This is a genomic window from Streptomyces saintjeani, from assembly GCF_055409605.1.
Genome location: NZ_CP189624.1, coordinates 7,447,530 through 7,472,988 on the forward strand (window position 1 = coordinate 7,447,530; position 25,459 = coordinate 7,472,988).

The 25,459-nt window shown below is 70.0% G+C and carries 18 protein-coding genes and 1 pseudogene; 7 read left to right on the forward strand and 12 right to left on the reverse strand.

All coding sequences use genetic code 11. The features are described 5' to 3' along the window. Positions 1–138 precede the first annotated feature (138 nt). From ACQCO7_RS33795 to ACQCO7_RS33810, 4 genes are all read left to right on the forward strand, one after another. On the forward strand, positions 139–1,830 hold the full coding sequence (locus ACQCO7_RS33795) for a DUF2264 domain-containing protein (protein ID WP_464075355.1): 1,692 nt from the start codon (positions 139–141) through the stop codon (positions 1,828–1,830). 73 nt (positions 1,831–1,903) lie between these two features. Further along, on the forward strand, positions 1,904–7,120 hold the full coding sequence (locus tag ACQCO7_RS33800; protein ID WP_464075356.1) for a caspase family protein: 5,217 nt from the start codon (positions 1,904–1,906) through the stop codon (positions 7,118–7,120). Beyond that, on the forward strand, positions 7,117–7,965 hold the full coding sequence (locus tag ACQCO7_RS33805; RefSeq protein WP_464075357.1) for a hypothetical protein: 849 nt from the start codon (positions 7,117–7,119) through the stop codon (positions 7,963–7,965). Before ACQCO7_RS33800 ends, ACQCO7_RS33805 begins: the two co-directional genes overlap by 4 nt. 81 nt (positions 7,966–8,046) lie before the next feature. Continuing rightward, on the forward strand, positions 8,047–8,415 hold the full coding sequence (locus ACQCO7_RS33810) for a VOC family protein (protein WP_050372022.1): 369 nt from the start codon (positions 8,047–8,049) through the stop codon (positions 8,413–8,415). Between the two features lie 55 nt (positions 8,416–8,470). On the opposite strand, the gene ACQCO7_RS33815 is transcribed toward ACQCO7_RS33810, so the two are convergent. The 3 genes from ACQCO7_RS33815 to ACQCO7_RS33825 all read right to left on the reverse strand — a co-directional run bounded on the left by ACQCO7_RS33815 (position 8,471) and on the right by ACQCO7_RS33825 (position 11,134). Continuing rightward, the gene (locus tag ACQCO7_RS33815) at positions 8,471–9,067 is read right to left on the reverse strand and encodes a TetR/AcrR family transcriptional regulator (RefSeq protein WP_464075358.1); all 597 of its coding nucleotides are present in this window, start codon (positions 9,065–9,067) and stop codon (positions 8,471–8,473) included. A 139-nt stretch (positions 9,068–9,206) separates the two neighbouring features. Further along, on the reverse strand, positions 9,207–10,526 hold the full coding sequence (locus ACQCO7_RS33820; protein WP_464075359.1) for a jacalin-like lectin: 1,320 nt from the start codon (positions 10,524–10,526) through the stop codon (positions 9,207–9,209). Between the two features lie 146 nt (positions 10,527–10,672). Then, positions 10,673–11,134, reverse strand: a complete 462-nt coding sequence (locus tag ACQCO7_RS33825; RefSeq protein WP_464075360.1) for a hypothetical protein — start codon at positions 11,132–11,134, stop codon at positions 10,673–10,675. Positions 11,135–11,236: 102 nt separating this feature from the next. Between ACQCO7_RS33825 and ACQCO7_RS33830 the strand changes: the two genes are divergently transcribed. The 3 genes and pseudogenes from ACQCO7_RS33830 to ACQCO7_RS33840 form a co-directional block, all read left to right on the forward strand. Then, the gene (locus ACQCO7_RS33830) at positions 11,237–11,845 is read left to right on the forward strand and encodes an ArsR/SmtB family transcription factor (protein WP_464075361.1); all 609 of its coding nucleotides are present in this window, start codon (positions 11,237–11,239) and stop codon (positions 11,843–11,845) included. Beyond that, a complete protein-coding gene (locus tag ACQCO7_RS33835; RefSeq protein WP_464075362.1) occupies positions 11,842–12,972 on the forward strand; it encodes an MFS transporter in 1,131 nt (376 codons plus the stop codon). The genes ACQCO7_RS33830 and ACQCO7_RS33835 overlap by 4 nt, the downstream gene beginning before the upstream one ends. Positions 12,973–13,134: 162 nt before the next feature. Beyond that, positions 13,135–14,358, forward strand: a pseudogene (locus tag ACQCO7_RS33840) (MFS transporter); the annotation flags it as partial. Between the two features lie 278 nt (positions 14,359–14,636). Here the strand turns inward: ACQCO7_RS33840 and ACQCO7_RS33845 are convergent. The 9 genes from ACQCO7_RS33845 to ACQCO7_RS33885 form a co-directional block, all read right to left on the reverse strand. Next, positions 14,637–14,819, reverse strand: a complete 183-nt coding sequence (locus ACQCO7_RS33845) for a hypothetical protein (RefSeq protein ID WP_464075363.1) — start codon at positions 14,817–14,819, stop codon at positions 14,637–14,639. Between the two features lie 407 nt (positions 14,820–15,226). Then, a complete protein-coding gene (locus tag ACQCO7_RS33850) occupies positions 15,227–16,039 on the reverse strand; it encodes an ABC transporter permease (protein WP_464075364.1) in 813 nt (270 codons plus the stop codon). A 5-nt stretch (positions 16,040–16,044) separates the two neighbouring features. After that, positions 16,045–16,851: an ABC transporter permease gene (locus ACQCO7_RS33855; protein ID WP_464075365.1), complete on the reverse strand. Its 807-nt coding sequence runs from the start codon at positions 16,849–16,851 to the stop codon at positions 16,045–16,047. Next, entirely contained in the window at positions 16,848–17,846 is a 999-nt protein-coding gene (locus ACQCO7_RS33860; RefSeq protein ID WP_464075366.1) for an ABC transporter ATP-binding protein, read from the reverse strand. The genes ACQCO7_RS33855 and ACQCO7_RS33860 overlap by 4 nt, the downstream gene beginning before the upstream one ends. 144 nt (positions 17,847–17,990) lie before the next feature. Continuing rightward, positions 17,991–20,861, reverse strand: coding sequence for a glycoside hydrolase family 2 TIM barrel-domain containing protein (locus ACQCO7_RS33865; RefSeq protein WP_464075367.1), 2,871 nt, complete (start codon positions 20,859–20,861; stop codon positions 17,991–17,993). 25 nt (positions 20,862–20,886) lie between these two features. Then, positions 20,887–21,729, reverse strand: coding sequence for a carbohydrate ABC transporter permease (locus tag ACQCO7_RS33870; protein WP_464075368.1), 843 nt, complete (start codon positions 21,727–21,729; stop codon positions 20,887–20,889). Beyond that, positions 21,726–22,694, reverse strand: a complete 969-nt coding sequence (locus tag ACQCO7_RS33875) for a carbohydrate ABC transporter permease (protein WP_464075369.1) — start codon at positions 22,692–22,694, stop codon at positions 21,726–21,728. The genes ACQCO7_RS33870 and ACQCO7_RS33875 overlap by 4 nt, the downstream gene beginning before the upstream one ends. Before the next feature lie 19 nt (positions 22,695–22,713). After that, entirely contained in the window at positions 22,714–23,979 is a 1,266-nt protein-coding gene (locus ACQCO7_RS33880) for an ABC transporter substrate-binding protein (protein ID WP_464075370.1), read from the reverse strand. Between the two features lie 190 nt (positions 23,980–24,169). Further along, positions 24,170–25,399 (reverse strand): ROK family transcriptional regulator, encoded by a 1,230-nt coding sequence (locus ACQCO7_RS33885; protein ID WP_464075371.1) that lies wholly within the window; start codon positions 25,397–25,399, stop codon positions 24,170–24,172. Between the last annotated feature and the right edge of the window lie 60 nt (positions 25,400–25,459).

A 25,459-nucleotide genomic window follows, 5' to 3' on the forward strand; every position in this document is an offset into this window, starting at 1 on the left:
CGTTCCCCGGGGAATGAGCCCGTACGAGCCCCTGGGGCGTCCCGACCGGAACCGGGGCGCCCCAGGTTCATGAACGCACGGCCGAACAGGCGCCGTACGCCTGGAAGTTGCCGGAAGCCGGAAGAAAGACACCCGCACATGCACCTCCCCCCTCCCGACCCCGCCCTCAGCCCGGCAACCGGCTACACCCGCGCCCACTGGGAGCGGGCCGCCGACACCCTCCTCGCCGCGACCGAGCCGTACGCCACCCCCGACCGCGCCCTCTACCACTTCCCCGGCGACCGCCAGAGCTGGTCCGGCCGCCTCTCCGACGGCCTCGAAGGCTACGCCCGCACCCTCCTGCTGGCCGCGTTCCGCCGCGACGAGACGGCACTCGATCGCTACGCGGACGGTCTCGCGGCCGGTACGGCGGGCGCCTGGCCGAAGATCGAGCACCGCAGCCAGCCCCTGGTGGAGGCCGCGTCCATCGCCCTCGCCCTGCGCCTGACCCGCCCCCTCCTCTGGGACCGCCTCGACGACGCGGTCCAACAGCGCGCCGCCGCCTGGCTCACCGACGGCCTCACCGCCGAACCCTGGCCCTGCAACTGGGAGTTGTTCCCCGTCACCGTCGGCGGCTTCCTGGAGTCCATCGGCCACGAACCCGAAGCCTCCCGCCGCGCCGTCGACCACGGCCTCGAACGCATCGAGCAGTGGTACGTCGCCGACGGCTGGTACACCGACGGCGACGGCCGCAAGTTCGACTACTACAACGGCTGGGCGATGCACCTCTACCCGGTCCTGCACGCGTGGCTCGCGGACGACGAGAAGCTGCTGGACCTCTACGGAGGCCGCCTGGAACGCCATCTCGCCGACTACGCCCGCCTGTTCGGCGCCGACGGCGCGCCCCTGCACCAGGGCCGCTCCCTCACCTATCGCTTCGCGACGACGGCCCCGCTCTGGCTCGGCGCCCTCACCGGCCGCACCCCTCTGGAGCCCGGCGAGACCCGCCGCCTGGCCTCGGGCGCCCTGAAGTACTTCCTGGACCGCGACGCGGTCTCCCCGGAGGGCCTCCTCACCCTGGGCTGGCACGGCCCCAACTCGGATGTCCTGCAAGGCTATTCGGGCCCGGCATCGCCCTACTGGGCCAGCAAGGGCTTCCTCGGCCTCCTCCTGCCCCCGGAGCACGAGGTCTGGACGTCCACGGAATCCCCGTCCCCCTCGGAACGCGAGGACGCCCTCACCCCGCTGCCCGCCCCCAACTGGCTGCTCCAGTCGACCAGTTCGGACGGCATCGTCCGCCTCCACAACCACGGCAGCGAGGACACCCGCTACGACCCGTACTACACGCGCCTCGCCTACTCGACGATGACGACGCCCGCGCCCTCGTCTTTGTCCTCGCCCTCGCCCTCGCCCGACAACAGTGTCCTCATCGGCGACGACCCCACCCGCACGGACATCACCCCCCTCGGCGCGGGCCCCGACTGGATCGCGTCCCACCACGCGACGTCCACGGACGCCCGCGTCACGAGCATCACCCTCGCCCAAGGAGCCGTGGAGGTAAGGGCGTTCCTGGTGTCGGACGCCCCCGAGGGCACCCCCGTCCGCATCACGGGCTGGTCCGCGTCCGAGGGCACCCGAGCTGAACTCGTCCAGGTGAAGGGCGACCGCACCGGCCCGGGCCCGACCCTGTTCGTCGCCCTCGCGAGGCTCACCGGGGAGGCGGAGCCCGGGGAGTTGAGGGAGGCGGTCGACGTGGAGACCGTGGGAGAAGGGGAGTTGACGGTCCGGTGGGCCGGGGGCGGCTCGGTGAACGTGCGGATCGGCGTGGGCGAGGTGACCGTCAGCCACTGAGACCGTCCGGCTGCCAGAGGGTGATCGCTTCGCTACAGTGGTCGAAATCGCTGAGGGGGGCCGGAGGTTGGCGATGCGGGAGTCCCGGCGTTTCTTCATCGCCCTGGGCGTCGAGCGCTACCCGAACCTCCCCGAGCACGAGCAACTCGGGAGCGTACCCTCCGACATCCGCACGGTGCGCGAACTCCTCGCCGGATTCGGCTACCAGCACGTCCTGCCCGGACTCGGCGAGTACGAGAGCGCGGACCAGATCCGGCAGAAACTCCGCCACTGGTCCGCTGACGTCGCGCTCACCCCCGACGACGTCGTGGTCTTCTACTACGCCGGACACGGCCTCGTGCAGGACCGGGACCGGCACTACCTGCTGTGCTGGGACTCACGGGACGACGAGGACGCCGCGACGACCGCCCTCGCCACCGAGGACCTGGTCCGCATCCTGTGCCGGGGCGAACTGAGCCACCTCCTCCTCGTCCTCGACACCTGCGCGGGCGGTGCCGGCAGCGCCGACGCGACGGCCCTCGCCCTCCAGACGATCGCCTACCGGCGCGGCGGCTCCGGAACGGCTGGCGGACTCTGGTTCCTGGCCTCCGCCCGCCGCAAGGACCTCGCCGAGGAAGGCCGGTTCGCCACCGCGCTGCCCGCCGCCGTACGGGTCACCACCGAACGCACCGGCCAGCGTCAGCAGTTCCTCGACCTGACGGAACTGGTGAAGGCCGTCAACGAACGCTTCGAGGCCGACGGCACCGGCCAACGCGCCGAACTCGCCAGCGGGTTGGTCACCGGACTCGCGCCGTTCCTCCCCAACGCCGACTATCGCGAGGCGCTCCCGCCCATCGGCACCGACCTCGAACTCCAGCGCAGAGCCGCCACACTGGACCTCGTCGACCACTTCGGGCCCCGCTCGCGCGGAGTCGAGTTCGAGTCCGAGTACGGCCTGTACTTCAGCGGCAGGACCCGCGTCCTCACTGAACTGACCATGTGGCTCAGCGCACTTGAGGGCGACGGGCGGGGCCGCGTCGTCACCGGACCGCCGGGCTGCGGCAAGTCCGCCGTGCTCGGCCGGGTCGTCGCCCTCTCCGACCCGGGGTACCGGGCCCGGTTCGACCTCGACGCGCTCGACCCCGCCACCGTCGTACCCGAGAACTGCGTGACGGCCGCCGTGCACGCCCGGCACAAGCGGCTCGACGAGATCGTGGAACGCATCGCCGTCCACCTCGGCATCGACGCCGACGGCACGGCCGCGCTCCTCCAGGAGCTCACCCGGCGCGGGCGTGCCGGTTCCCCGACCGTCATCGTCGTGGACGCCGTGGACGAGGCCGGCTCCGACACCGCCGCCGACGCGGGCGGCCACGGCGAACCCCGGCGTATCACACGGGAGTTGCTCCGGCCGCTGTCGGAGATACCCGGCGTACGGCTCCTCGTGGGCACCCGCCCCGAACTCGTCGGCCCACTCGGCGCCACCTTCCACCCCATCGACCTCGACCGCCCCGGCTACCGGGCGGAGCGGACGGACGTCGCCGGGTACGTCACCAAGATGCTCCTCGCCGAAGAGGAACCGCAGGTCCCCAGCCCCTACCGGGACCGGCCCGCACTGGCCCGGGAGGTCGCGGTCGCGGTCGCCGCCAAGGCCGCCGGGGTGTTCCTCTACGCCCGGACCACGGCCCGCACCCTGCGCTCCGACCGCACCCCCATCGACGTCCACCGCCCCGGCTGGGCCGACGACCTGCCCAGCGAGATCGGCGAGGCGTTCGACGACTACCTCGGCCGCTTCGGCCCCGACGAACCCCGGGTCCGCCGCATGCTCCTCCCGCTCGCCTTCTCCGAAGGCACCGGCCTGCCCCGGGGCCGGATCTGGACGTCCCTCGCCACCGCCCTCTCCGGCAGAGAATGCACAGAAAGCGATATCACCTGGTTGCTGGACGTCGCCGGCGCGTACGTCGCCGAAGTCGTCGACGACGACCGGCGCTCGGTGTACCGGCTCTACCACAAGGCCCTCGCGGAACACCTGCGCCGGGCCGCCGGGCGGACCACCGCCGAGGTCCAGACCGCCGTCCACCGGGCCCTCGTCGACGTCCCCGCCCTCCCCGACGGCGGCCGGGACTGGTTCGCCGCGCCGCCCTACGTACGGCAGCACCTCGCCACCCACGCGGCGGCGGCCGGCCTCCTCTCCGACCTCATCGCCGACCCCGGGTTCCTGCTGGCCTGCGAACCCCTGGGCCTGCTGCGGGCGTTGGCGTCCGTCGACGGCGACGCACCGCGCCGGATCCGGACCGCGTACGAACAAGTCGCCCACCGCCTCACTCCTGACCGGCCGCTCGGCGACCGCGCCGCCGACCTCCAGCTCTCCGCGCGGCGCTGCGAGGCCGACGAACTCGCCGAGCGCATCGACCGGTTGGGGGTTTCGCTGCCGTGGACCGCGCGGTGGGCGTGGTGGTCGGCGAGCGGTACGCACCGGTTGTTGAGCGGGCACGCGGACCGGGTGGACTGTGTCGCCGTCGGTGACCTCGACGACCGGCCGATCGCCGTAACCGGCAGTCCGGACGCGACAGTTCGGGTGTGGGACCTCACGACACAGCGGCAGATCGGGGAGCCGTTGCGGGCGGGGGTGGCGGTGGGGGCGGTGGCGATCGGCGAACTCGGGGACTACACCGTTGCGTTGGTGGGGCGGGTGGATGGGGTGATCCAGGTGTGGGATCTGTCTGCGGGGCAGCCGTACGGGGGTTCGTTGATAGGGCACACCAACAGCGTTCAGGCGATCAGCATCGGGCTGGTCGGTGACCTGCCGGTGGCGCTCAGCGCTGGGAACGATGGGACGGCCAGGGTCTGGGACCTTGTCGAGCGGCGGCAGTTGGGGGAAGCGCTGCTGGGGCATCGCAGGACTGTGCGGGGGGTTGCGCTCGCGGACGTCGCGGGGAGGTTGGTGGCTGTCACGGGTGGGGACGATCGGGCTATTCGGGTGTGGGACCTGAGTGGGCTGGGGGAGGGGGAGAGCGCTCGCCCTCTAGGCAGCCCCTTGATCGGGCCGGCGGAGTCGGTCACCGCGCTGTGCGCCGGAGAGATCGATGGCCGGACGATCCTGCTGGTGGGGGACCGCAGCGGGATGCTCAGCATGTGGGATCTGGCCGAACGACGTCAGATCGGCCAACCTGTTGTGGCCCACCGCTATTACGAACGCAGTGGGGTCGAGTCCGCTGTGCTTGGACGATTCGACGGCCGTGTGGTCGCGCTCACCTGTGGGCGTAAAGAGACCAGGCTGTGGGAACTGCCGGGCCTGCGCCCGGTCGGCCCGCCGCTCCGCGGCCACGTGGACGACATCCGGGCCGCCGCACTGGCCTCTCAAGGCGAGACCTCGCTCGCGGTCACGGTCGGCCGCGACCGTACAGCCAGGATCTGGGACCTCTCCGCCGATCAGCCGGAGGAAGGGCACAGCGAACAGGTCCACAGCGTCGCCCTGTACCAGACGAGTGACATGCCAGCGGTGATCACCGGAGGCGGGGACGGTACTGCCAGGCTCTGGGATCTACGCAGGCACGTCCCGGCCGGACCACCCATGACAGGGCACTTCGGGAGGGTCCTGGCAGTGGCTCTCGGCAGCGTTGACGGACACCTTGTCGCGCTCACTGGGGGAGAGGACACGCAGGTCAGGATCTGGGATCCGCTGACAGGCGCTCCTGTGGGAGAGCCGTTGACCGGACACACCAACTCCGTGCGGAGCGTCGCTCTGGGGGTTCTGTGTGACACGCCGGTCGTCTTGAGCGGCAGCGAGGACGGCACGGTCCGTGTCTGGGACCACGCCTCCGGGCGTCTGCGGACACCCCCGCTGGCGGGACACATCGGCGGCGTGCAGTACATGGCCGTACGCGCGGTCGGCCAGGGTATGGAGATCGCCGTCGCGACCGCTCTCGGACACGCCTATCTCTGGCGGGTCGCCGAGTCTCGGGGGAGTTCGCTGGAGGCTCACTTCGACCTCAAGAAGCTCTCCCTGAGTACCAACGCGATCGGCGTGGCCTTTCTCGACAATCGTCCCGTCGTCCTGTCGACATACGAGGGGAACGGCGTCCACGTCCACGACATCGTGACACGGGAACCCGCGGGTCCCCCGCTCCTCGGACACACCGACTGGGCCTTGCGCGCCACTCTCGCCAAGGTCCAGAACCGCACTCTGGTGGCCTCCATCGGCACCGACGACAGCGTGCGGGTGTGGGACATGGACACCGGCGATCCGCTGGGGCCGCCGCTCGAAAGCTCGACCAGGGTGTCGGAGGCGTGGAAGTGTCCCGCACCGGTTCTCGGGGCGGTCAACGGCACACTGGTTGCCGTGAGCGCTGATAACCGGGAGGTGCGAGTCTGGAACCTGGCGACCATGCTCCCTTCTGGCGAGCCGCTGAGCGGCGCCGACCGAAGCCTCATCTCGGCGGACATCGTCCAGATCTCTGGTGGCCGTTCAGCTCTAGTGACCGGCAGCTACTTCAGCGGTGTACGGCTGCACTCCCTTGAGGACGGACGCCAGATCGCGCCGCACATCACCTCCACCAGCTCGGGGCTCTACGACGCGGCGAGCGCAAGGGCAGGGGGCAGGACGGTGGTGGTCACGAGCAGTTGGTCCGGTGCCGACGTCTGGACCTTGGAGCCACGCGAGCGGTTGAGCAGGCGCTTCGGCACCACGTGGAGAGCCTTGCTGCACACCATCAACGGCCTGACGTTCGTGGTCTCCGTTGCCGGCGATTTCACCTTGCATGCGTGGGAGTTGGACATCCAGGCGCCGTACAGCCCCCCGATGACCGGCCACACCGCCCGCGTCACCGCCCTGCGCGCCGCCGAACACCTCCTCGCCAGCGCCTCCCTCGACGGCACCGTCCGCCTCTGGGACCTCCGCACCGGCGAACCCGCCGCAGCCCCGATGACGGACCACGCCATGGGCGCACGAAGCCTCGACTTCCTACGAATCGGTACCACCGACCTCCTCGTCTCCGGCGCAGGCGACGGCACCCTCCGTTTCTGGCACCCCCTCACCGGCGAACCGGCAGGCCACCACCTCGCCCCCTTCCCGTCACCCGTCCGAGCCCTCGTCTGCGCCGAGGTCCACGGCACCCCCCTCCTCGTGGCCGGCGACGGCTTCGGACTCCTGCGGATCTGGAACACCCGCGACTCCGGCTGGACGACGGAACTGGACGTCGGCAGCGGTATCAACGACATCGCCGTTGCAGAAACCGGTTACCTCTGTCTTGCCACCGAGATGGGAGCCGTAGCACTGGGCCTCGCCTCGGCCGACCCCGGAGAGACCCCATGACCCGGGTCGTCCTCGTCCACGGCATAGCCCAGCAGCACAAGGGCCCCGAGAGCCTGCTCACCGACTGGTACCCGGCGCTCAGCGACGGCGTCACCCTGAACGGCGGCGAGCTGGACCGCAAAGACGTAGCAATGGCTTTCTACGGCGATCTGTTCCGCCTCCCGGGCCACCGGGGCGTGGGTGTCCCGGACTGGGACGCGTCGGACGTCGAGGAGGGTCTGGAGGAGGACCTCCTGCTCGCTTGGTGGGAGGCGGCGGCGAAGGCCGAACAACCCGTGCCGGGACCGGAGTTGGCGGCCAGAGCCCGCACGCCTCACCGCGTGCAGCGTGCGTTGGACGCCCTGAGCCACTCGGCGTTCTTCGCCGGACTCGCCGACCGGCTGCTGATCTCCGACGCCCGTCAGGTACGCCGCTACTTCACGGAGCCGGACGTCCGCACAGCGGTCCGCGCCCGTCTCCTTGACACGCTCACCGAGCGGACGGAGGTGGTGATCGCTCACTCCCTCGGCTCGGTCGTCGCGTACGAAACCCTGTGCGCGCACCCGGAGTTGCCGGACCTGACCCTGATCACCCTCGGCTCGCCCCTCGCCGTGCACGGCCTGGTCCTCGACCGCCTCGACCCGCCCCCGTACACGGACCGCGCCCGCTGGCCCGCCTGCGTCACCCGCTGGACCAACATCGCCGACCGGGGCGACGCCGTCGCCCTCAACAAGGAACTCGCCCCGGTCTTCGGCCCCCGTGTCACCGACCGCCTCGTGCACAACGGCGCGAAGGCGCACGACGTCCGGCCGTACCTCACGGCACGGGAGACCGGCGAGGCGGTGGCGACGGCGTTGCGGCGTTAGGGCTTCAGCCGCGCGCTGGGAAGAGGGCCGCCGTCGAAAAGGGGTTCGCGATCGGTGCCGCGTTGCACAAGGATCTCTGTCATGACCTCACTCATCAAGCACACCACGATCGACTCCCGCGATGCCTACGCCCTCGCCACGTTCTGGTCGAAGGTCCTCGGTCACCCCCTCCAGAAGGAAGACCGCCCCGGCGACCCCGAGGCCCTCATCGAAGGCGCCGGCCTCCTCTTCCTCGTCGTCCCCGAAGGCAAGTCCGTCAAGAACCGCGTCCACTTCGACCTCCAGCCGCAGGACCGGACCCGGGACGAGGAGGTGGAGCGGCTGCTCGGACTGGGGGCGACGCTGGCGGAGGACCACCGGAAGCCGGACGGGACCGGGTGGGCGATGCTCCGGGATCCGGAGGGCAACGAGTTCTGCGTGGAGCGGAGTGCCGCCGAACGCCAGGGCTGAGCCGAACGGGGCTGACGCGGAAACGCCGTAGAAGGCGGTTACTGCGCGCGTTTCCTCACCCCGGCGTCCTCATCCCTGCCTCCTCACCCCGAGGCCAGTTCACCAGCGCCGAGTGCAGCGCATCCACCGCCCGGTCCCACGACTCCCGTACGTCCCGCGACGCCCCGAACCCCCCGGCCGCCTCCAGCACGCAGTACCCGTGGAACGTGCTCCGCAGCAGCCGCACGGCGTCCGTGAGATCGGGCTCGTCGAGGCCGTACGCGCGCAGCATGCCGTACGTGATCTCGGTGGTGCGCCGCAGCGCGGGGGCCTGGGCCACGAGGTCCTGGTCGATACGGATCTGCGTCGCCGCGTACCGGCCGGGGTGGCGCAGGGCGTACTCCCGGTACGCGCCCGCGAACGCGACCAGCGCGTCCTTGCCGGCCCGCCCCGCGACCGCCGCCGAGATGAGGTCGATCATCTCGGCGCCGGCCAGGAACGCGAGGCGGGTCCGCAGCTCCTGGAGGTTCTTGACGTGGGAGTAGAGGCTCGCGTCCTTCACGCCGAACCGCCGGGCCAGCGCGGACAGGGTGACGTTCTCGAAGCCCACCTCGTCGGCGAGCTCGGCGGCGGCCCCGACGAGCCGGTCCACCGTGATTCCCGCGCGTGCCATGGGGTGCCTCCGTCCGTGTCCTAGGCGGGATCCTAGGACACTTAGGCAAGCCGCGCGGGACGGGTCACGGCAACGCCGGGTAAGCGGTTGCAGCAACGCTTCGGAAAACGGTTGCTGCAACACGGGCGTACGGCGCTGCTCAGCCGATCGGCGCGTACAGCACGCCCAGCTTGTCGACCTCGTCCCCGGAGCGCCCCGTGAACCCGACGATCTGCCAGCCGGCCGGCGCCGTGAACGTCCTCGCGTCCGACGTCGCCGTACCGGCGGACAGCGAACGCCCCTTGTCCGTACCGAAGGACGCCGAGAAGATCCGCGTACGGCCGTCCTTCTGACCTTGCGTCAGCTTGACGGAGGTCAGGTGCTCGCCGCTCGCGAGGGTGAGGGACGTGGCCGTGCCGCCGGTGCCGCCGTGCGTGAGGGCGGTGCCGTCGGAGAGGCTCAGGGAGACCGCGTCGAGGCGGGAGGCGCCGCGCAGGGTGAGCGTGCGGGGCGCGGGCGCCGACGGCAGGTCGTCCGCGTCGTTGAAGGCCGTGCCGTGCGGGCCACCGGCGAAGTCGCTCGCGCGCAAAGAGGAGTTGAGGGTGTAGGAGAAGTCGACCGCGTGCGGGAAGTGGTCGGAGAGGTTGCCGCCCGCCGAGTCCAGGAACTTCGCCCAGTCGTTGCTGTAACGGGTTGCTGAAAGGTCCACCAGCCGGCTGCCCCGGTACAGGACCTTGTCGACGACCTCGCAGGTGTTCGGCGGCGCGCTCGTCGGGCACACGATCGCGTCCGCGCCCTGGGTCGGCGCCGTCCCGCCCCTGACGAGCTGCACCCACGCGTCGGTGAGGCCGTTCGCCGAGGTCAGCGTCCGGATGTTGTCGCCGCTGCGGGTGTAGCGCGTGTTCGTGTCGCCCATCACGATCACCGCGTTGCCCGCCGAGTTCGCCTTGATGAAGTCGGAGAGCTGCGTGATGTTCGCGCGCCGCGCGGCGAGCGCGTCCTCGGAGTCGTCCGCGTTGGTGTGGACGTTGTACAGGTCCACGAAGGCGCCCTCCGCGAGGCGCACCCGGGCCAGCGAAAAGCCCTTCGGGGTCAGGCAGTTGGTGCCGGTGCACTGGTTCCACCGGACCCGCTCGAAGTCCTCGAAGGGGACGTCGGAGAGGGTGTTGAGGCCGTCCCCGAACGGTACGCCGCCGCTGGTCGGCGTGCGGTACGCGTGGTCGTCGTTCTGGTACAGCGCCGCGTGGTAGTTGAAGTCCTCCTGCACGTTCACGATGTCGTACGCGCCCAACCGGGGCGAGATCAAAGGCGTGTTGGTGGCCGGCTTGCTCGAACTCAGGGGCTCCGGCAGGCCCGCGACGTTGTACGTCAGGACGTTGAACGTTCCCGAGGGCGCGGCCTGCGCGGGTGCGGCCGAGGCGACGGTGAGCCCGGCGAAGCCGAGCACGGTCGCCGCGAGGGTGCCGATGATGCGTCTCATGGTGGGGGAGTCTCCGGTCGACGGAAAGAAGACGGAAAGGAAAAGGTAGTGAAGCGTAAAGAGACTTGAGCAATGCTCAGGTTGGAGGCGACCGGTGTGACGCACAAGAGTGACGGATGAAACGCCGGGAAACTGTGAGCAAGCGGTTACTGAAACTCGCCGCGTTTCCGCTCTTTACGCCGCTTGCGCCGCTCCCGGCGAGGCAGCCGGGGGAGGGGCAACTCCCCTACGCTGCCCCGCACATGACCGCCCTCGCCGTTGCACCACCACACGGCACGCCCCTCCTCCTCCCGCGCGTGCATCCCGAGTTGGTGCTCGTCACATACCGGCCACACCTCCCACAACCGCTCGACGACGGTCTCCTGGGCGGCATCGGCGACATCAACCACCCCCGCGCGAGGGGGCAGTTGATTCCCGTGCCAGGTCCCGTCCGGCAGCGCCACGTACACCGGCACCTCCATCTCCTCGTCCCAGGGCGGCATCACCCACAACCGCAAGGGCCCGTGCTCCGGCAGCAGGGCGTCGAGATCACGGTTGACGAGGGCGAGCGCGGCGTTCCACGAGGGGTACTCACCGGGCTGGGCGGGTCGTCCGGAAGGGAAGTCCATGCAGGTCATCGTGCACGCACCCCCTCCCGCCGCCGCAAGCCGAATTATCCGTCCAACTCTGAGAGTTGACTCTCACAGTTCTTGAGAGAGCACTCTCAGGTCATGGATTCGGGAAACCGCCTCGGCGACCTCCAGCTCACCGACCCCAAAGCGATGCGCGCGCTCGCACACCCCGTCCGGCTCGCTGTGCTGGAGCGGCTCCAGCGGTACGGCCCGGCCACCGCTTCGCAGCTCTCGCCGCACGTCGGCGCCACCCCCTCCGTCACGAGCTGGCATCTGCGGCATCTCGCGGGGTTCGGGCTGGTCCGGGACGCGGAAGGGGGTACGGACCGGAGGGAAAGGCTGTGGGAAGCGGTTGCTCGGGGTTTTCGGTTCACGGTTCCGCCGGACGGTGAAGGGCGCTCGGCCGCGCAGCTTCTCGCCGGTGAGGTGTTCACCCGTACCGCCGAACTTCCCTTGCGCTGGCTGGCGGAGACGGCCCCCGAGCTGGAGCCGGAGTGGGTCGAGCTGGCGGGCGGCCTCAACACGAGGATCGCGGTCACCGTCGCCGAACTCGCCGCCCTCCACGACGCGATCGAGGCCCTGGTCGCCCCCTACGTACACCGCCCCGTCACGGAACGCCCCCAAGACGCCCGCCACGTCAGCCTGTTGACCAACGCCCTCCCGGAACTCCCGGAACTTCCCGAAGCCGACCCCACCGCCGCCCGATGACCACCCTCCTGCGCACCACCCCCGACTTCCGCCGCCTCTGGACCTCCCAGACCACCTCCCAACTCGGCGACAGAGTAACCGAGTTGTCCCTCCCCCTGACGGCCGCGACCACCCTCGAAGCCACCACGTCCGAAGTGGCCCTCCTCACCGCCCTCACCTCGGCCCCCAACCTTTTCGCCCTGTTGCTCGGCGTCTGGGTGGACCGAAGACCCAAGCGACGCCTGATGATCGCGACGGACCTGATCAACGCGGCGACCCTCCTGACCCTCCCGATCGCCTACGCACTGGGCGCCTTGACGATGGCTCAGCTCTACGCGCTGGCCGTCATCACCGGCACATCGTCCGTCGCCGGCGGCACCGCGACCTCCGCCGTGTTCGCCCGCCTGGTCCCGGCGAAGGCGTACGTGGAGGCCAACAGCCTGCTGAGCGCGGGACGTTCGGCGTCGTACGTGGCCGGCCCGGCGGCGGGCGGGGGACTCGTCCAGGCGCTCACCGCCCCGGTCGCCGTCCTCGTGGACGCACTGTCGTTCCTCGTGTCCGCGTCCCTGGTCGCGCGGATCAGGATGGAGGAACCGCCACCGGCGAAGGGTGACCGGCAACTCCGCGACGGCGTGCGATTCGTGTTCAGGGAACCGGTGTTGAGGTACGGCCTGGCCTGCACGACGACCGTCAACTTCTTCACCTACCTCACCGGCACCGGCATGATCGTCCTCTACGCGGACCGGGAACTCGACCTCGCCCCGGGGATCATCGGAACGGCGTTCGGCGTCGGAGCGCTCGGCGGACTCGCGGGCGCGTTCACGGCCCCGGTGTTTGCCCGAAAGTTCGGCGCGGGCAAGGGAGTTGTGACCGGCTCCCTCCTCTTCCCGCTCCCGCTCGCCCTGGGAGCCGCAGCCGACGGCCCGCCCTGGGCGAGAGCGGCCATCCTCTCCGCCTCCCTCTTCCTCTCCTTCTTCGGCGTCATGCTCTTCGACGTGAACCTCAACTCCCTCCAGGCGGCGGCCGTTCCGGACGGCATGCGCGCGCGAGCTCCGGTGCCTACAGCACTGTCAACTACGGAGTCCGCCCCCTGGGCGCACTGGCGGGCGGCGCGCTCGCGAGTGCGGTCGGTCTGCGAACCACGCTGATCGTGGCGGGAGTTGGAGGGGCGCTCTCGGTGCTGTGGCTGCTGCCGTCACCGATACCGAGGACCTGGGAACCTCAAGCGGCCCCCGCGACGCCAGCCCTCGATGAAGGCCCGGGCAACGCCATGGATCACAACACGCGCTCCGCACCGTAGGGTCGACCCGATGGACGGAACGCACCCCACCCCGGACCCCGCTCAACCCCTCTGGAAACAGCGTGACTTCGCCGCCTTCTGGCTCGCCCAGACCCTCTCCGTCCTCGGTGACTCCTTCGCCCTGATCGCCCTCCCTCTCCTCGTCCTCGAAGCCACCGGCTCCATCGCGAGCATGGGCCTGCTCACGGCGGCGGGCGGCGCCGCGCTCGTCCTCTCGGCGGTCTTCGCGGGCGCGATCGTCGACCGGGCCGACCGCCGCAAGCTCCTCATCGCCTGCGACCTCGCCCGGATGACCCTGTACGGCGTGATCCCCCTGGTGTGGCTGGCGGGCCCCCAAGTCTGGCTCCTGTACGCGGTGTTGCCGGTCTGCGAGGCCATCGGCATGTTCTTCGCGGTCGGGTACGTCACCGTCGTCCGTGGCCTCGTCGGCACGGCCCGCCTCACGGAGGCCAACGGCCGCCTCAACGCGACGGCCGCTGCGGCCGGGGTGCTCGGCCCGCTCGGCGCGGGCGCGGTCGCCGCGTGGACGGGGCCGGCGGCGGCGGTCGGCGTGGACGCGGCCAGCTTCGGCGTCTCCGCCGCGTGCCTCCTGGCCGTACGGATCGGGAAGCCGCCCCGAGAGGACGTACAACACCCCGGAATCTGGCGGGACTTGAAGACCGGCGTCGCCTTCCTCTACGGCCACCCGGTGCTGCGCTCGATCACCGTCCTGCTGTTCCTGTTCAGCTTCCTCACCCTCGGGCTCGTCGACCTGCTGATCTACCACCTCAAGCACGATCTGGGGCAGGACGACGGGACGGTCGGCACCGTGATGGGGGTCGGCGCGCTCGGGACGGTGACCGGGTCGCTCCTCGTCGCCCGCCTGCGCCGCCGCCTCGGCTTCGGGCCCGTGTGGACGGCGTCGGTCGCGGTGTCCGGCCTCGCGGTCGTCGGGCTCGGCCGCGCCGACTCGGTGCCCCAAGTCGCCGTCCTGGCCGCCGCGTTCCTCGCGTCGGTCGCCGTCGGCGGCACCTGCTCGATGTCCCTGCGCCAGGAGGTGACCCCCGAACACCTCCTGGGCAGAGTGACGTCGGCGTTCTGGACGCTCCAGTACTCGGCGGCCCCGATCGGCGCGGCCGTCCTCACGTGGACGGCGGAACACCACGGGACGACACGGGCGGCGGCGGTGGCGGGCGGATGCTGCCTGCTGATCGCCGGGGCGGCGCTGTTCACGCCGATACGACGAGCAGGCCGCGACAACGCGCAGACGCCCCCCGGCCGGCCAACTCCGGCAGCGCCCGGACCGTCTGATGCCGCTGCCCCTCGACCGGTTGACGCCGCCGTGCCCCGGCAGGCTGATGCCACTGCTCCTCGACCGGTTGACGCCGCCGCACCCCGGCAGGCCGATGCCACCGCCCCCGACCGATCGACGTCGGCGCCCCCCCGCCGAACGACGCCAATGCCCTCCAACCAGGTGACCCCAACTCCACCACCGCCGGACACCCCTGACACCGCCACCAACTCCCCCTGACCTCACCCCCCTTCCGCCCCACCCCGCCGCCCCGGCAACCACAGCGCCGGCACCACCGCCAGCGCAGCCACCCCGACCCCCACCTGAACTCCCGTACTCGCCATGCCTATGGAAGCCAGCACCGCCCCGCACGCGATCATCACCCGAGGCGACACCCTGTCCACCCGGCGCGCGGCGATCTGCATGGTCCCCCCCGATGGCCAGCCCGACAGGCACCCCCAGCAGCCCGGTCCCGGTGGCACCCCAACCCCGCACCTGCTGCCAGTACATAGGCCCGAGCAACGCCGACCCGAAGTACCCGCAGGCGAAGAGAGCGAGCGTCCCGATCCCGAGTGCGAACGTACGGTTCCCCAACAGCCGCAGATCCAGCAGGGGGTGACGAACCGTCAGGGTATGTCGTACGAAGGCCGCGACGAGTACGGCGCCGACGATATGCCGGTGGTCATGATCCCCCACCCCCACCACGACAGTTGCCCCAACATCAACCTCCACGACGAGGAGTGGCGGCGTTCCTCAGGGCCTACAGAGCCGCATGACAGGCGAGGGGCCGTCGCGGAGAACGCACCCGCAACGGCCCCCCACCCACCACGGATCAGGCATTCACCCCGCTGTAGTGCCGGAGACTCCACCGCCACAGAACCCGCGTCCCCAGATACGCGAGCAACCCCAGCAACGGCGAAGCGGCGGCCACCCAGTACGGCACGCTCGTCCCATGCCCGTGCCCCGTCAGAACGGCCGCCGGGAAGTACGCCACGAACGCGAGCGGCAGCCCGTAAGTGAGCAGCCCCCCAACCGCCTTGGGCAACACGTTCAGCGGATAACTCCCGAACGTCCCCAGCAACTCCTCCAGCCACCGCCCCCAGTAATCGGCGGCGGGAAACCGCAAGGACGCACAGGCGACCAGCGTGAACAGCGATGCCTCCAGCAGCATCCCGCCGAGCACGGCCGCCACCAGGTATCCGACGCGCGCCAGATCCCAGTCCAGTTGGCTCCGGCTCAACGCCCCCACCATCAGCCCGACCGCGACCGTCAGATCCCCGATCGCGTTGGTGGGAAAGTACTCCAACTGCACCTGCCGGTACACAGGAAGCGGACGCAGCAGATAAGCGTCGATCTTCCCTTCCTGGATGAACCGCCCGAGCCCGTGAACCCGCCCGAGGAACAGCACGAACAACCCGTGCGCCAGCATCCGGATCGCCGGGATCATCAGCACGTCCTGGCTGTCCCACCCGCCCATCCCGCTGAACCGCGTGAGCAGCACGGTCGCGAACACGATGACCGACACCTGCCACACCGCGCCGATCGCGATCATCAGCAGGAACTCGGCGCGATACTCCAGCTGCGCACGGAAGTTGAGCCGCGTGATCCGCCACATGATCCGCGTGGCCTTCAGTACGGAACCCATCCGGATCAGCCTCCTTGCGCGACGACCCGGCGGGCGGCACGCGACCACAGGAACCGGGTGAACAGGGCCAGCACGACCACCCACCCCGCCTGGACGGCGAGTTGGAAGCCGGCGTCGGACAGCGGGATGCGCCCGATGTAGAGGGAGAGCGGCACACTCAGCGTCGCCTGGAACGGCAGATAGGAGCTGAGCGTGACGAACCAGTCGGGGAAGAACCACAGCGGCGCGTACACCCCGGACAGCAGGTTCTGCGCGAACACGAGGATCATCAGAGCGGCCCCGTTGCGCAGCGCCCAGAAGCACCACTGGTCGATGACCAGCATGATGTAGTACAGCACCCACTGCCCGAGCAGCAGACTGAGCGCGAACACCCCGGCAACGGCAGCCGACTTGGGCGGATCGACGACACCCGCCGCGAGACAGACCGCGTACCCGAACAACGCCCAGGCGAACCCGTACAGTTGCTCGCCCAGCGCCCGCAGCGCGTAGTACCGGCGCGGCGGCATCGGCCGCATCCACCAGTACACGATCGTCCCGAAGTGCACGTGCTGCTGGACGGTGTCCCGCCCCGAATGCTGGTCCAGCTCCCGGATCCGGGAGCTGAGTACGGCCAGCACGGCGTACGTCACCGCCTGCCCCCGGTCGAGCCCGGCGGTCGTCCCGGTCCGCGCGTACAGCCCGTGCCACAACGAGGCGACCAGCACGATCTGTACGGCGAGCCGCAGCAGCGCCCCCGTCATCCGGGGCGGCGTGTACAGCTCGCCGAGCGGCGTGACCCGCGCGGCCCGCCAGGCGAACGGCACGCCGCTCATCGGCCGCCCTCCGTATGGACGTACGCGGCGCGCATGACGTCTTCGAGGTCGGCCTCGTCGAGCGCGACGTCCGTCACCTCGTACCGCTCGATGACCGCCTTGAGGGCCTGGTGGACGGTCGGCGCGTCCGGGCCGTCGGGGCCGAACACGACCTGCGGACCCTCCCGCCCCACGACGGCTATCCCGCGCAGCGGTGTGACCTCGGTGTGCGGGTCGGCGAGCGTGGCCCGCACCTGCCAGGTCGAGCCGAACTTGCGCCGGATGTCCTCCAGCGGCCCGTCCAGCACCAGACGGCCGTGGTTGATCAACACCACGCGCTCCGCGAGGCGTTCGACCTCCGTCATATCGTGGGTCGTCAACAGGACGGTACGGCCCCGCTGTTCGACCTGGTGGCGCAGGAACTCCCGTACCTGTTCCTTGACGACGACGTCCATGCCGATCGTCGGCTCGTCGAGGAACACCACGGCCGGGTCGTGCAGCAGCGCCGCCGCGAGGTCGCAGCGCACCCGCTGGCCGAGGGAGAGATGGCGCACTCGTGTGCTCCAGAACGACGACAGGTCGAGCAGTTCGTCGAACTCCTTGAGCCGGGCCGCGTGTTCGGCCTTGGGCACCTCGTAGATGTCCCGCAGGATCGTGAACGACTCGCGCACCGGCAGGTCCCACCAGAGCTGGGTGCGCTGCCCGAACACCGCGCCGATGTTACGGGCGTTGCGCTCGCGCTCCCGGTACGGGACGACACCCGCGACCTTCGCCTCGCCCGAGGTCGGGGTGAGGATGCCGGTGAGCATCTTGATGGTCGTGGACTTGCCCGCGCCGTTCGGGCCCAGCAGGGCGAGGAGTTCACCCTCGGCGACGTCGAAGCTGATGTCGGACACGGCGTGCTTGACGACCCGCTCGGGGTCGACCAGCGAGCGCAGGGCGCCCACGAAACCGGGTCGGCGGACGGTGGTGTGGAAGGCGCGGGACAGCCCGCGCACTTCGATGCTGCCGCTCACTCGATGAGCCTCCATACACGACAGGGACGGATACGAGGGGAAAGCGCGGGGGGTGGCACAGCCGAGGCCGGCCCGGAGGATGCCGGACCGGCCTCGGTTGGGTTCGGAAAACCGCAGAAAAGTTACAGAAAGCCGCGGAAGACCCTAGAAACTCTCGGTGAACACGAACGAGAACTCGGCGGGCGCGGCCTCCAGTACGTACGACGGAAGCGGACCGGGACCGCACGCCTGCGTCCCCACCCCGTGCACCGCGTGGTCCAGGTGGACCCACACGGTCTCGCCCGGCACCAGGTCGGTACGGTGGCGCGCGGCGTCCAGCTCCTCGGTGGTCCAACGGCGTGCCGTGAACCAGAACTCCGGGTCCCCTTCGACCTGGAGCCCGCCCAGCGTAGCCCTGCGCACATCGGCCCGCGAGCCGTTTTCCTGCGGGTACACGTACGGCGTCTGGAGCGCGTCCACCGTCGACTCGTACCGCCCGACCGCCGACGCCTCCCGGCTGTCCGGGTACGCCTCCAGCGGCCCGCCGCCGAACCAGCTCACCGCGTCCGTCGTACCGGGCAGCCCGAACCGGACCCCGAGGCGCGGCAGCGGAATCGTCCAGCGGCCCTCGGGGGTCACGGACACCGTGAGCTTCAGGCGCGAGCCGTCGGACGTCCAGCGGTAAACGGTTGCGATACCGATGTCGGCGGCGGCCGGCGCGACCCGGGTCCGCACGGTCAGCGCGTCCCCCTCGACCTCCACCGCGTCGATACGGTGCCGCATCCGGTGCAGACCGGCCTTGCGCCACAGCTCGCTGTAGTTGGTCCCGGAGAACCACTCGGTCCCGTTGTCGTTGTCGGTCGTCGCCCGCCACACGTCGAGCCGCAGCCCGCCCGTCACCGGCACCGCCCCGATCGACGTCAGCTCACCGGTACGGGAGTCGAAGACGCCCGGACCGAGCGTGATCCCGCCCTCGCCGACGACCGGCGCGACCGGCGCACCCAGACCCGGCAACGCCCGCGCCGCGACCGGCACTTGACCCCACGCGACGACGTGACCCCGCGCACCCCACAGCGTGTCGGCGGCCAGCACGGCCCGCACCGTCCACGCCGTCTCCGCGCCCTCGGGCGCCTGGACCGGCACCGGCGGCAGCTTCACGTCCGCCGACGCACCGGCCGTGAGCGCGGGCACCTCCAGCGCACCCGACGCGACCTCCTCGCCGTCCACCTGGAACGCCCAGGTGAACTCCAGCGCCGAAAGGTCCGCGAAATCCTGCTTGTTGGCGATCCGGACACCCTCGCCACCGTACGGAACGACCGAGACCGGCTCGATGACCTTCTTGAACTCAAGGAGCCCGGGGGAGGGGGTGCGGTCGGGGAAGACCAGCCCGTCGCAGACGAAGTTCCCGTCGTGCAGCTCCTCGCCGAAGTCACCGCCGTACGCGTACCCGAACTCCTCGTGCACGATGCCGTGGTCGATCCACTCCCAGACGAACCCCCCTTGCAGGCGGTCGTACTTCTCGAACAGCCGCTGGTAGTCGACGAGTCCACCCGGGCCGTTGCCCATCGCGTGCGCGTACTCGCACTGGATGAAGGGGAGTTGACGCCGTTTGCCGGCGCCCCCGTCGAGGTTCTTGCCGATCTCCTCGGTCTCGCCGTGGAAGGCGTACATCCGCGAGTAGACGTCGGTGTCGCGCGAGGACCAGTCGCCCTCGTAGTGCACGAGCCGCGAGGAGTCCCGGCCGTGGATCCACTCGGCCATCGCGGTCAGCCCGCGCCCGGTGCCGGCCTCGTTGCCCAGCGACCAGAACACGATGGAGGGGTGGTTCTTGTCGCGCTCGACCATGCGCTCGGCGCGGTCGAGGAGCGCCGGGGTCCAGCGGTCGTCGTCGACCGGGTTGTCCCGCCACTTCTGCTCGACGAAGCCGTGCGTCTCCAGGTCGCACTCGTCGATCACCCAGAGGCCGTACTCGTCGCACAGGTCCAGGAACGCCGGGTGCGGCGGGTAGTGGGACGTACGCACGGAGTTGATGTTGTGCCGCTTCATCAGCAGCACGTCCTCGCGCATCGTCTCCAGGTCGAGCGAGCGGCCCGTCTCGGGGTGCCACTCGTGGCGGTTGACGCCCTTGAAGAGGATCGGCGTCCCGTTGACCTTGATCAGGCCGTCCTCCAGGACGACGGTCCTGAACCCGATCCGCAGCGGGACGCGCTCGCCGGAGGTGGCGAGGACGGCGTCGTACAGACGGGGCGTCTCGGCGGTCCACGGGTCGACGGCGAGCGTCACCGAGGCGCCGGTCTCGATGTCGAGATCCAGCTCCGGGACGGTCACGCGGCCGGGTACGTCGGAGTCGACGCGCAGGGTGCCGGTGCCGGTGACATGGTCGTAGGAAGCGGTTACGGAAAAGTCCTGGACCGCGCCCTCGGGGCGGTGGAGAAGGGTGACGTCACGGAAGATCCCGGGGAGCCACCACTGGTCCTGGTCCTCCAGGTAGGAGCCCGCCGACCACTGGTGGACGCGGACCGCGACAACGTTGCCTTCGGGCCGCAGCAGCCCGCCCACCGCGAACTCGTGGGCCAGGCGCGAGCCCTTGAACTCGCCGAGTTCCGTGCCGTTCAGCCAGACCCGGGCGCAGGACTCCACGCCGTCGAAACGCAGCACCGCGTCCCCGCCCGCCGGCCAGTCGCCGGGGAGGTCGAAGACGCGCAGGTGGTCACCGGTCGGGTTCTCGGTCGGGACGTGCGGCGGGTCCACCGGAAACGGATAGAGAACGTTTGTGTAAATGGGGGCGCCGTGGCCCTGGAGCACCCAGTGCCCCGGGACCGAGACCTCCGCCCACCCCCCGGCGTCGTATCCGGGCGCCGCGAACGCGTCGTCCTCGGCGCCGGCCGTCTTGGACAGCCGGAACCGCCAGCGGCCGTTCAGCGACAGCGTGGCCGCGTCCGAGGCCGCGTACCAGGCGCGGGGCGGAAGCGCCCCGCTGCCCGGTGAGACGTCCTCGACGTAGGCGACATCCGTGGAGGTGGTGCGGAAAGACATCGGTCTCCAGCTCTTCGGCGATGGGTCAGCCCTTGATGCCCGTCTGTGCGATCCCCTGCACCAGCCAGCGCTGGAGGAAGAGGAAGACGAACACCAGCGGCAGGATCGACACGGCGGTGGCCATGAAGATCAGGTGGTAGTTCACGGTCTGGTTGGTCATGTACGAGGACAGCGCGACCTGCACCGTCCACGAACTGGGATCCTGCCCGATGACCAGCGGCCAGAGGAAGGAGTTCCAGCCGTTGATGAACGTGATGGTCGCCATGGCAGCGAAGAAGTTCAGCGAGTTCGGCACCACGACACGCCAGTACGCGCCCCAGTAGCCGAGCCCGTCCACCCGCGCCGCCTCCTCCAGCTCCTTGGGGAACCCCAGGAAGTACTGCCGGAACAGGAAACACGTGAAACCGCTGAACAGCCCCGGGACGATGAGACCTCGGTAGGAGTCCACCCAGCCGAGGGACGACACCAGGACGAAACTGGGCACGAAGGTGACGGCCGTCGGAACCATCAGCGTCGCGAGGACGACGTAGAAGACCTTGTTCGCGTGCTTGTACGGGATGCGCGCCAGGCCGTATCCGGCCAGCGAGCACACCAGCAGGATGCCGGACGTCGACAGGACCGCGACGACCGTCGAGTTCCACAGCGAGCGCGCGAAATCGACCGTCGGGTCGTCGAACAGCTCGCTGATGTTGCTCCACTGGATGCTGGTCGGGAACCACTTCCAGTTCTCGCCGGTGATCTCCTGGTCCGTCATCAGCGCGTTGCGGACGATCAGGTAGAAGGGGATCAGAAAGAGAAACGCCGCGATACCGGTTGCTATGTACAGTCCGGTGTTGCCGAGGACAGAGCCACGCTTACGACTGCTCACTTCGACTCATCCCCCCTTCCGAAGCCCATGATCTTGCCCTGTGCCAGCGTGACCACGCAGATCAGCACGGTCAGCACGACCGCGCCCGCGCTGCCGACGCCGTAGTTCTGGTTCTCACCCAGCGCCATCTTGTACAGCTCGACCAGCGGCGGCTGGCCCCACGTGGCCTTGGACAGCAGGTTGAAGAACTCGTCGAACGCCTGGTACGCCGCGATCAGCAGCAGCAGGATCACCGCGGTCGAGGTGGCCCTCAGCTGCGGCAACGTGATGTACCGGAACGTCTGCCACCCCGGCTTCGCGCCGTCGATGGCCGCGGCCTCGTACAGCTCCTGGGGGATGTTCTGGAGCGCCGCGATGAACAGGATCATGTAGAAACCCGACTGGAGCCACAGCCGTACGGTGACGATGACCAGCCAGTACCACGGCGGGTCGGGGCTGGCGAGCCAGGCGATGTTGTCGATCCCGAACCAGCCGATGACCGTGTTGGCGAGGCCGAAGCGTACGCCGTTGAAGAGGGACATCTTCCAGATCAGCGAGGCGGCGACGTAGCTGACGGCGGTCGGCAGGAAGAACGCCGACCGGAAGAACGCCCGCGCGATCCTGATCCGGTTCACCATCAGGGCGAGTCCCAGCGAGACCGCCCAGGTGAGCGGCACGATGAACGCGGCGAAGACGGTGAACGTGACCAGCGAGTTGCGGAAGTCGACGTCCGTGAGGATCTGCTTGTAGTTGTCGAGGCCGACGAACTCGCTCGGCGTGACGGTGAAGCGTGCCTCGAAGAAGCTGAGCCAGATGCTCCAGCCGATCGGCACGAAGACGAAGATCACCAGGCCGATCAGGAACGGACCGGTGAAGAGCCAGAAGTTCGCGGTGGGGGAGGCGGCGAACCCCCGCCTCGGCCGCCGGCCCGAGGGGGCCGGGACCGGGGCGGAGGAATCAGCCTTCCGCGTGGTGGTGGTCGACATGTCGTGTTCTCTCCGCGGCCTATCCGAAAAGCTTCTTGAGCTCGGCGTCGACCTTCTTCTCGGCCGCGGCGAGCTGGGCCTTCGGGTCGTCGCCCTTACGGATGGCGTTGGCGGTCACGTCGTTGATCGCGGAGATCATCGCCTGCGTCCAGCCGATGTTGTCGAAGTGCCCGAACTCGTTGAAGAGTTTGACGCCCTCGGCCGGCAGACCGGACTTGAGCTTGGTCGCGCTCTGCGCGAGCGAGGTGCGCGGCGGGATGTGGAAGCCGTAGGAGGTCGCGAAGTCCTCCTGGTACTGCTTCTGCTCGATCCACAGCCACTTCACGTACTCCTTGGCCGCCTCGACGTTCTTGCCCTTGGCGTTGACGAACATCGACCAGCCGCCGTTGACGACCGACTGCTTGCCGGCCGCGCCGACCTTCGGGAACGGGAAGATGCCGATGTCGTCGCCGAGCGCCTTCTGCATGACCGGCATCGCCCACATGCCGCACCACTGCATCGCCGTCAGGCCCTGCGTGAACGCCGACGGGTCCCACCAGTCGGTCGGGGCGCCCAGCAGCAGGTCGCCGCTCGTGAACAGGCCACGCATCTGCTTGAAGCCCGCCGCGACCGCGTCCGTGTTGAACGCGGGCTTGTTGTCCGCGGTCAGGGTGTCGGCGCCCGCCGACCAGATCAGCGGGGACTGGATCGGGGTGAGGTCGTTGCCCAGGTAGGCGCCCTTGACCTTGCTCGTGGTCAGCGCCTTCGCTGCCTCTATCAGCTCGTCGAGCGTCGTCGGGACCTGGATCTTCGCCTTCTCGAACAGCGACGGCCGGTAGAAGAAGAACTGCGGGTCGTCGATCATGCGGACGCCGTAGATCTTGCCGTCGACCGTGTGCGAGGTGATGTCGGCCTGGTTGAAGTCGCTCTTGACCGGCGCCATGATGTCGGTCAGGTCGGCCACCTGACCGCTCTTGACGAGCTGGATCTGCGGGTGGAACTCGAACACGTCGGGCGCGTTGTCGGTGAGCAGCGCGGCGAACAGCTTCTGCTCGAAGTTGGAGCCGGTGATCCACTGCGTGGAGACGTTCGCGCCCTTGTACGCCTTCGCGTACTTCTTCACGGCCGCCTCGACGCCGTCCTCGCCGTACGCGTGGAAGTACTGCACGAGGTTCTTGCCCGAACCGGAACCGCCGCCGCGGCCCGTGTTGCCGCCGCACGCCGCCAGTCCGCCGGCGGCGGCCAGGCCCATCGTGGCCCGCAGGACGGATCGACGATTCCAGTTGCTCATGCTCGATGCCGACATGCTTGACGTCCTTGTCTTGAGTGCGGCTGCTGCACAACAGCTCCGGCACGGTGGCTCGAAAGCGTTGCGGAGCGGGACGTTAACCTTCGGCTAAGGCTTCGGCAAGGGGTTGAACAAAGCCTGTTCGAAGCGTTGTGACTGTTCGGCCACGCGAACAAGACGGCGGTGCAGGGGGGTTGGGCCTCCCCCGTCACGCAGGCGGTGCGGTACGGCTCCTCGCTGTGGCCGTGCGCTTGCTGGACTGCAACGCCCCCTCCAGGGCGAGCGTCGCCGCGCCGAGGCAGACCGAGTCGGTGAGGATCGGGGACAGGACGATCTCGGTGGCGGCCATCGGCCGCTTCAGCGCGTGCCGGGCGACGGCCTCGCGGACCTCGTGCACCAGGGGTTCGCCGAGCCGCAGGGCGACCCAGCTGCCGAGTACGACGACCTCGGGGTTGAGGACGTTCACCAGGTCCGCGATGGCCGCGCCGAGATAGCGGGCCAGATCCTGGACCACCTTGACGGCGATCGGGTCCTGCCCGGCGAGCCCGGCGGCGAGCGCGTCCAGCGTGGCCGACTGGTCATCGGGGTGCAGCAGCGGGCTGCGCGGGCTCAACTCCCTGATGTTCTGCATGATTCCGGGCGCGCCGACGTACGTCTCGACGCAGCCGTGGTTGCCGCAGTGGCAGAGCCGGCCGTCCAGCACCAGCGTCGAGTGCCCCCACTCCCCGGCGCTGGAGCTGACGCCCCGGTGCACCGCCCCGCCCAGGATCAGCCCGGCGCCGACGCCCGTCCCGAGGATCACCACGACCGCGTCGCCGTGCCCGCGCGCCGCCCCGAACCACAGCTCGGCGACCGCGCAGGCGCGCAGCGGGTTGTCCAGGTACAGGGGATACGCGATGTGTTCGGAGAGCAGGTCGAGCAACGGCACGTCGTGCCAGTCCCAGTTGGGCGCGTACTCGGAGACGCCGGTCGCCCGGTCCACCTGGCCCGGCATGCTCACCCCGACGCCGAGCACCCGCGCCGCGTCCACCCCGGCCTGGGCGACGACCGAGCCGGTGGCCGCGGCGATGTGCGCGACGACCTGCTCGGGGCGGCTTCGCCCCGGCCGCATCCGCTCCTGCGCCCGCGCGAGGACGTTCAGGCCGAGGTCGTACAGCTCGACATGGACGTACGTCTCCGCGATGTCCACGCCGATCAGCGCGCCGCCCCGGGCGTTCACGGCGACCAGGCCGCGCGGCCGGCCGCCCGCCGAGTCCTCGAAACCGACCTCCGTGATCATCCCGAGGTCGAGCAGCTCCCCGACGAGGGTCGCGACCGTGGCGAGGCTCAGGCCGGTCTCGGCGGCGAGCTCCTGCCGGGAGGTGGGCGAGCGGGCGATGATCTGGCGCAGCACCTCGTAACGGTTCGCGGTGCGGATGTCGCGTGATGTGCGCTTCACCGGAGTTGCCCCCATCCCTTCCACCCGCGCGGGAGCAGCGTCGCTCCGGCGCCGCGCCAG

Excerpts from the sequence above, each read along its gene's own strand:
- ACQCO7_RS33805 (WP_464075357.1), top strand. The coding sequence starts at position 7,117 with ATGACCCGGGTCGTCCTCGTCCACGGCATAGCCCAGCAGCACAAGGGC.
- ACQCO7_RS33800 (WP_464075356.1), top strand. The coding sequence starts at position 1,904 with ATGCGGGAGTCCCGGCGTTTCTTCATCGCCCTGGGCGTCGAGCGCTAC.
- ACQCO7_RS33865 (WP_464075367.1), bottom strand. The coding sequence starts at position 20,861 with ATGTCTTTCCGCACCACCTCCACGGATGTCGCCTACGTCGAGGACGTC.
- ACQCO7_RS33835 (WP_464075362.1), top strand. The coding sequence starts at position 11,842 with ATGACCACCCTCCTGCGCACCACCCCCGACTTCCGCCGCCTCTGGACC.
- ACQCO7_RS33855 (WP_464075365.1), bottom strand. The coding sequence starts at position 16,851 with ATGAGCGGCGTGCCGTTCGCCTGGCGGGCCGCGCGGGTCACGCCGCTC.
- ACQCO7_RS33815 (WP_464075358.1), bottom strand. The coding sequence starts at position 9,067 with ATGGCACGCGCGGGAATCACGGTGGACCGGCTCGTCGGGGCCGCCGCC.
- ACQCO7_RS33830 (WP_464075361.1), top strand. The coding sequence starts at position 11,237 with ATGGATTCGGGAAACCGCCTCGGCGACCTCCAGCTCACCGACCCCAAA.
- ACQCO7_RS33875 (WP_464075369.1), bottom strand. The coding sequence starts at position 22,694 with ATGTCGACCACCACCACGCGGAAGGCTGATTCCTCCGCCCCGGTCCCG.
- ACQCO7_RS33820 (WP_464075359.1), bottom strand. The coding sequence starts at position 10,526 with ATGAGACGCATCATCGGCACCCTCGCGGCGACCGTGCTCGGCTTCGCC.
- ACQCO7_RS33825 (WP_464075360.1), bottom strand. The coding sequence starts at position 11,134 with ATGGACTTCCCTTCCGGACGACCCGCCCAGCCCGGTGAGTACCCCTCG.
- ACQCO7_RS33810 (WP_050372022.1), top strand. The coding sequence starts at position 8,047 with ATGACCTCACTCATCAAGCACACCACGATCGACTCCCGCGATGCCTAC.
- ACQCO7_RS33845 (WP_464075363.1), bottom strand. The coding sequence starts at position 14,819 with ATGCAGATCGCCGCGCGCCGGGTGGACAGGGTGTCGCCTCGGGTGATG.
- ACQCO7_RS33795 (WP_464075355.1), top strand. The coding sequence starts at position 139 with ATGCACCTCCCCCCTCCCGACCCCGCCCTCAGCCCGGCAACCGGCTAC.
- ACQCO7_RS33880 (WP_464075370.1), bottom strand. The coding sequence starts at position 23,979 with ATGTCGGCATCGAGCATGAGCAACTGGAATCGTCGATCCGTCCTGCGG.
- ACQCO7_RS33850 (WP_464075364.1), bottom strand. The coding sequence starts at position 16,039 with ATGGGTTCCGTACTGAAGGCCACGCGGATCATGTGGCGGATCACGCGG.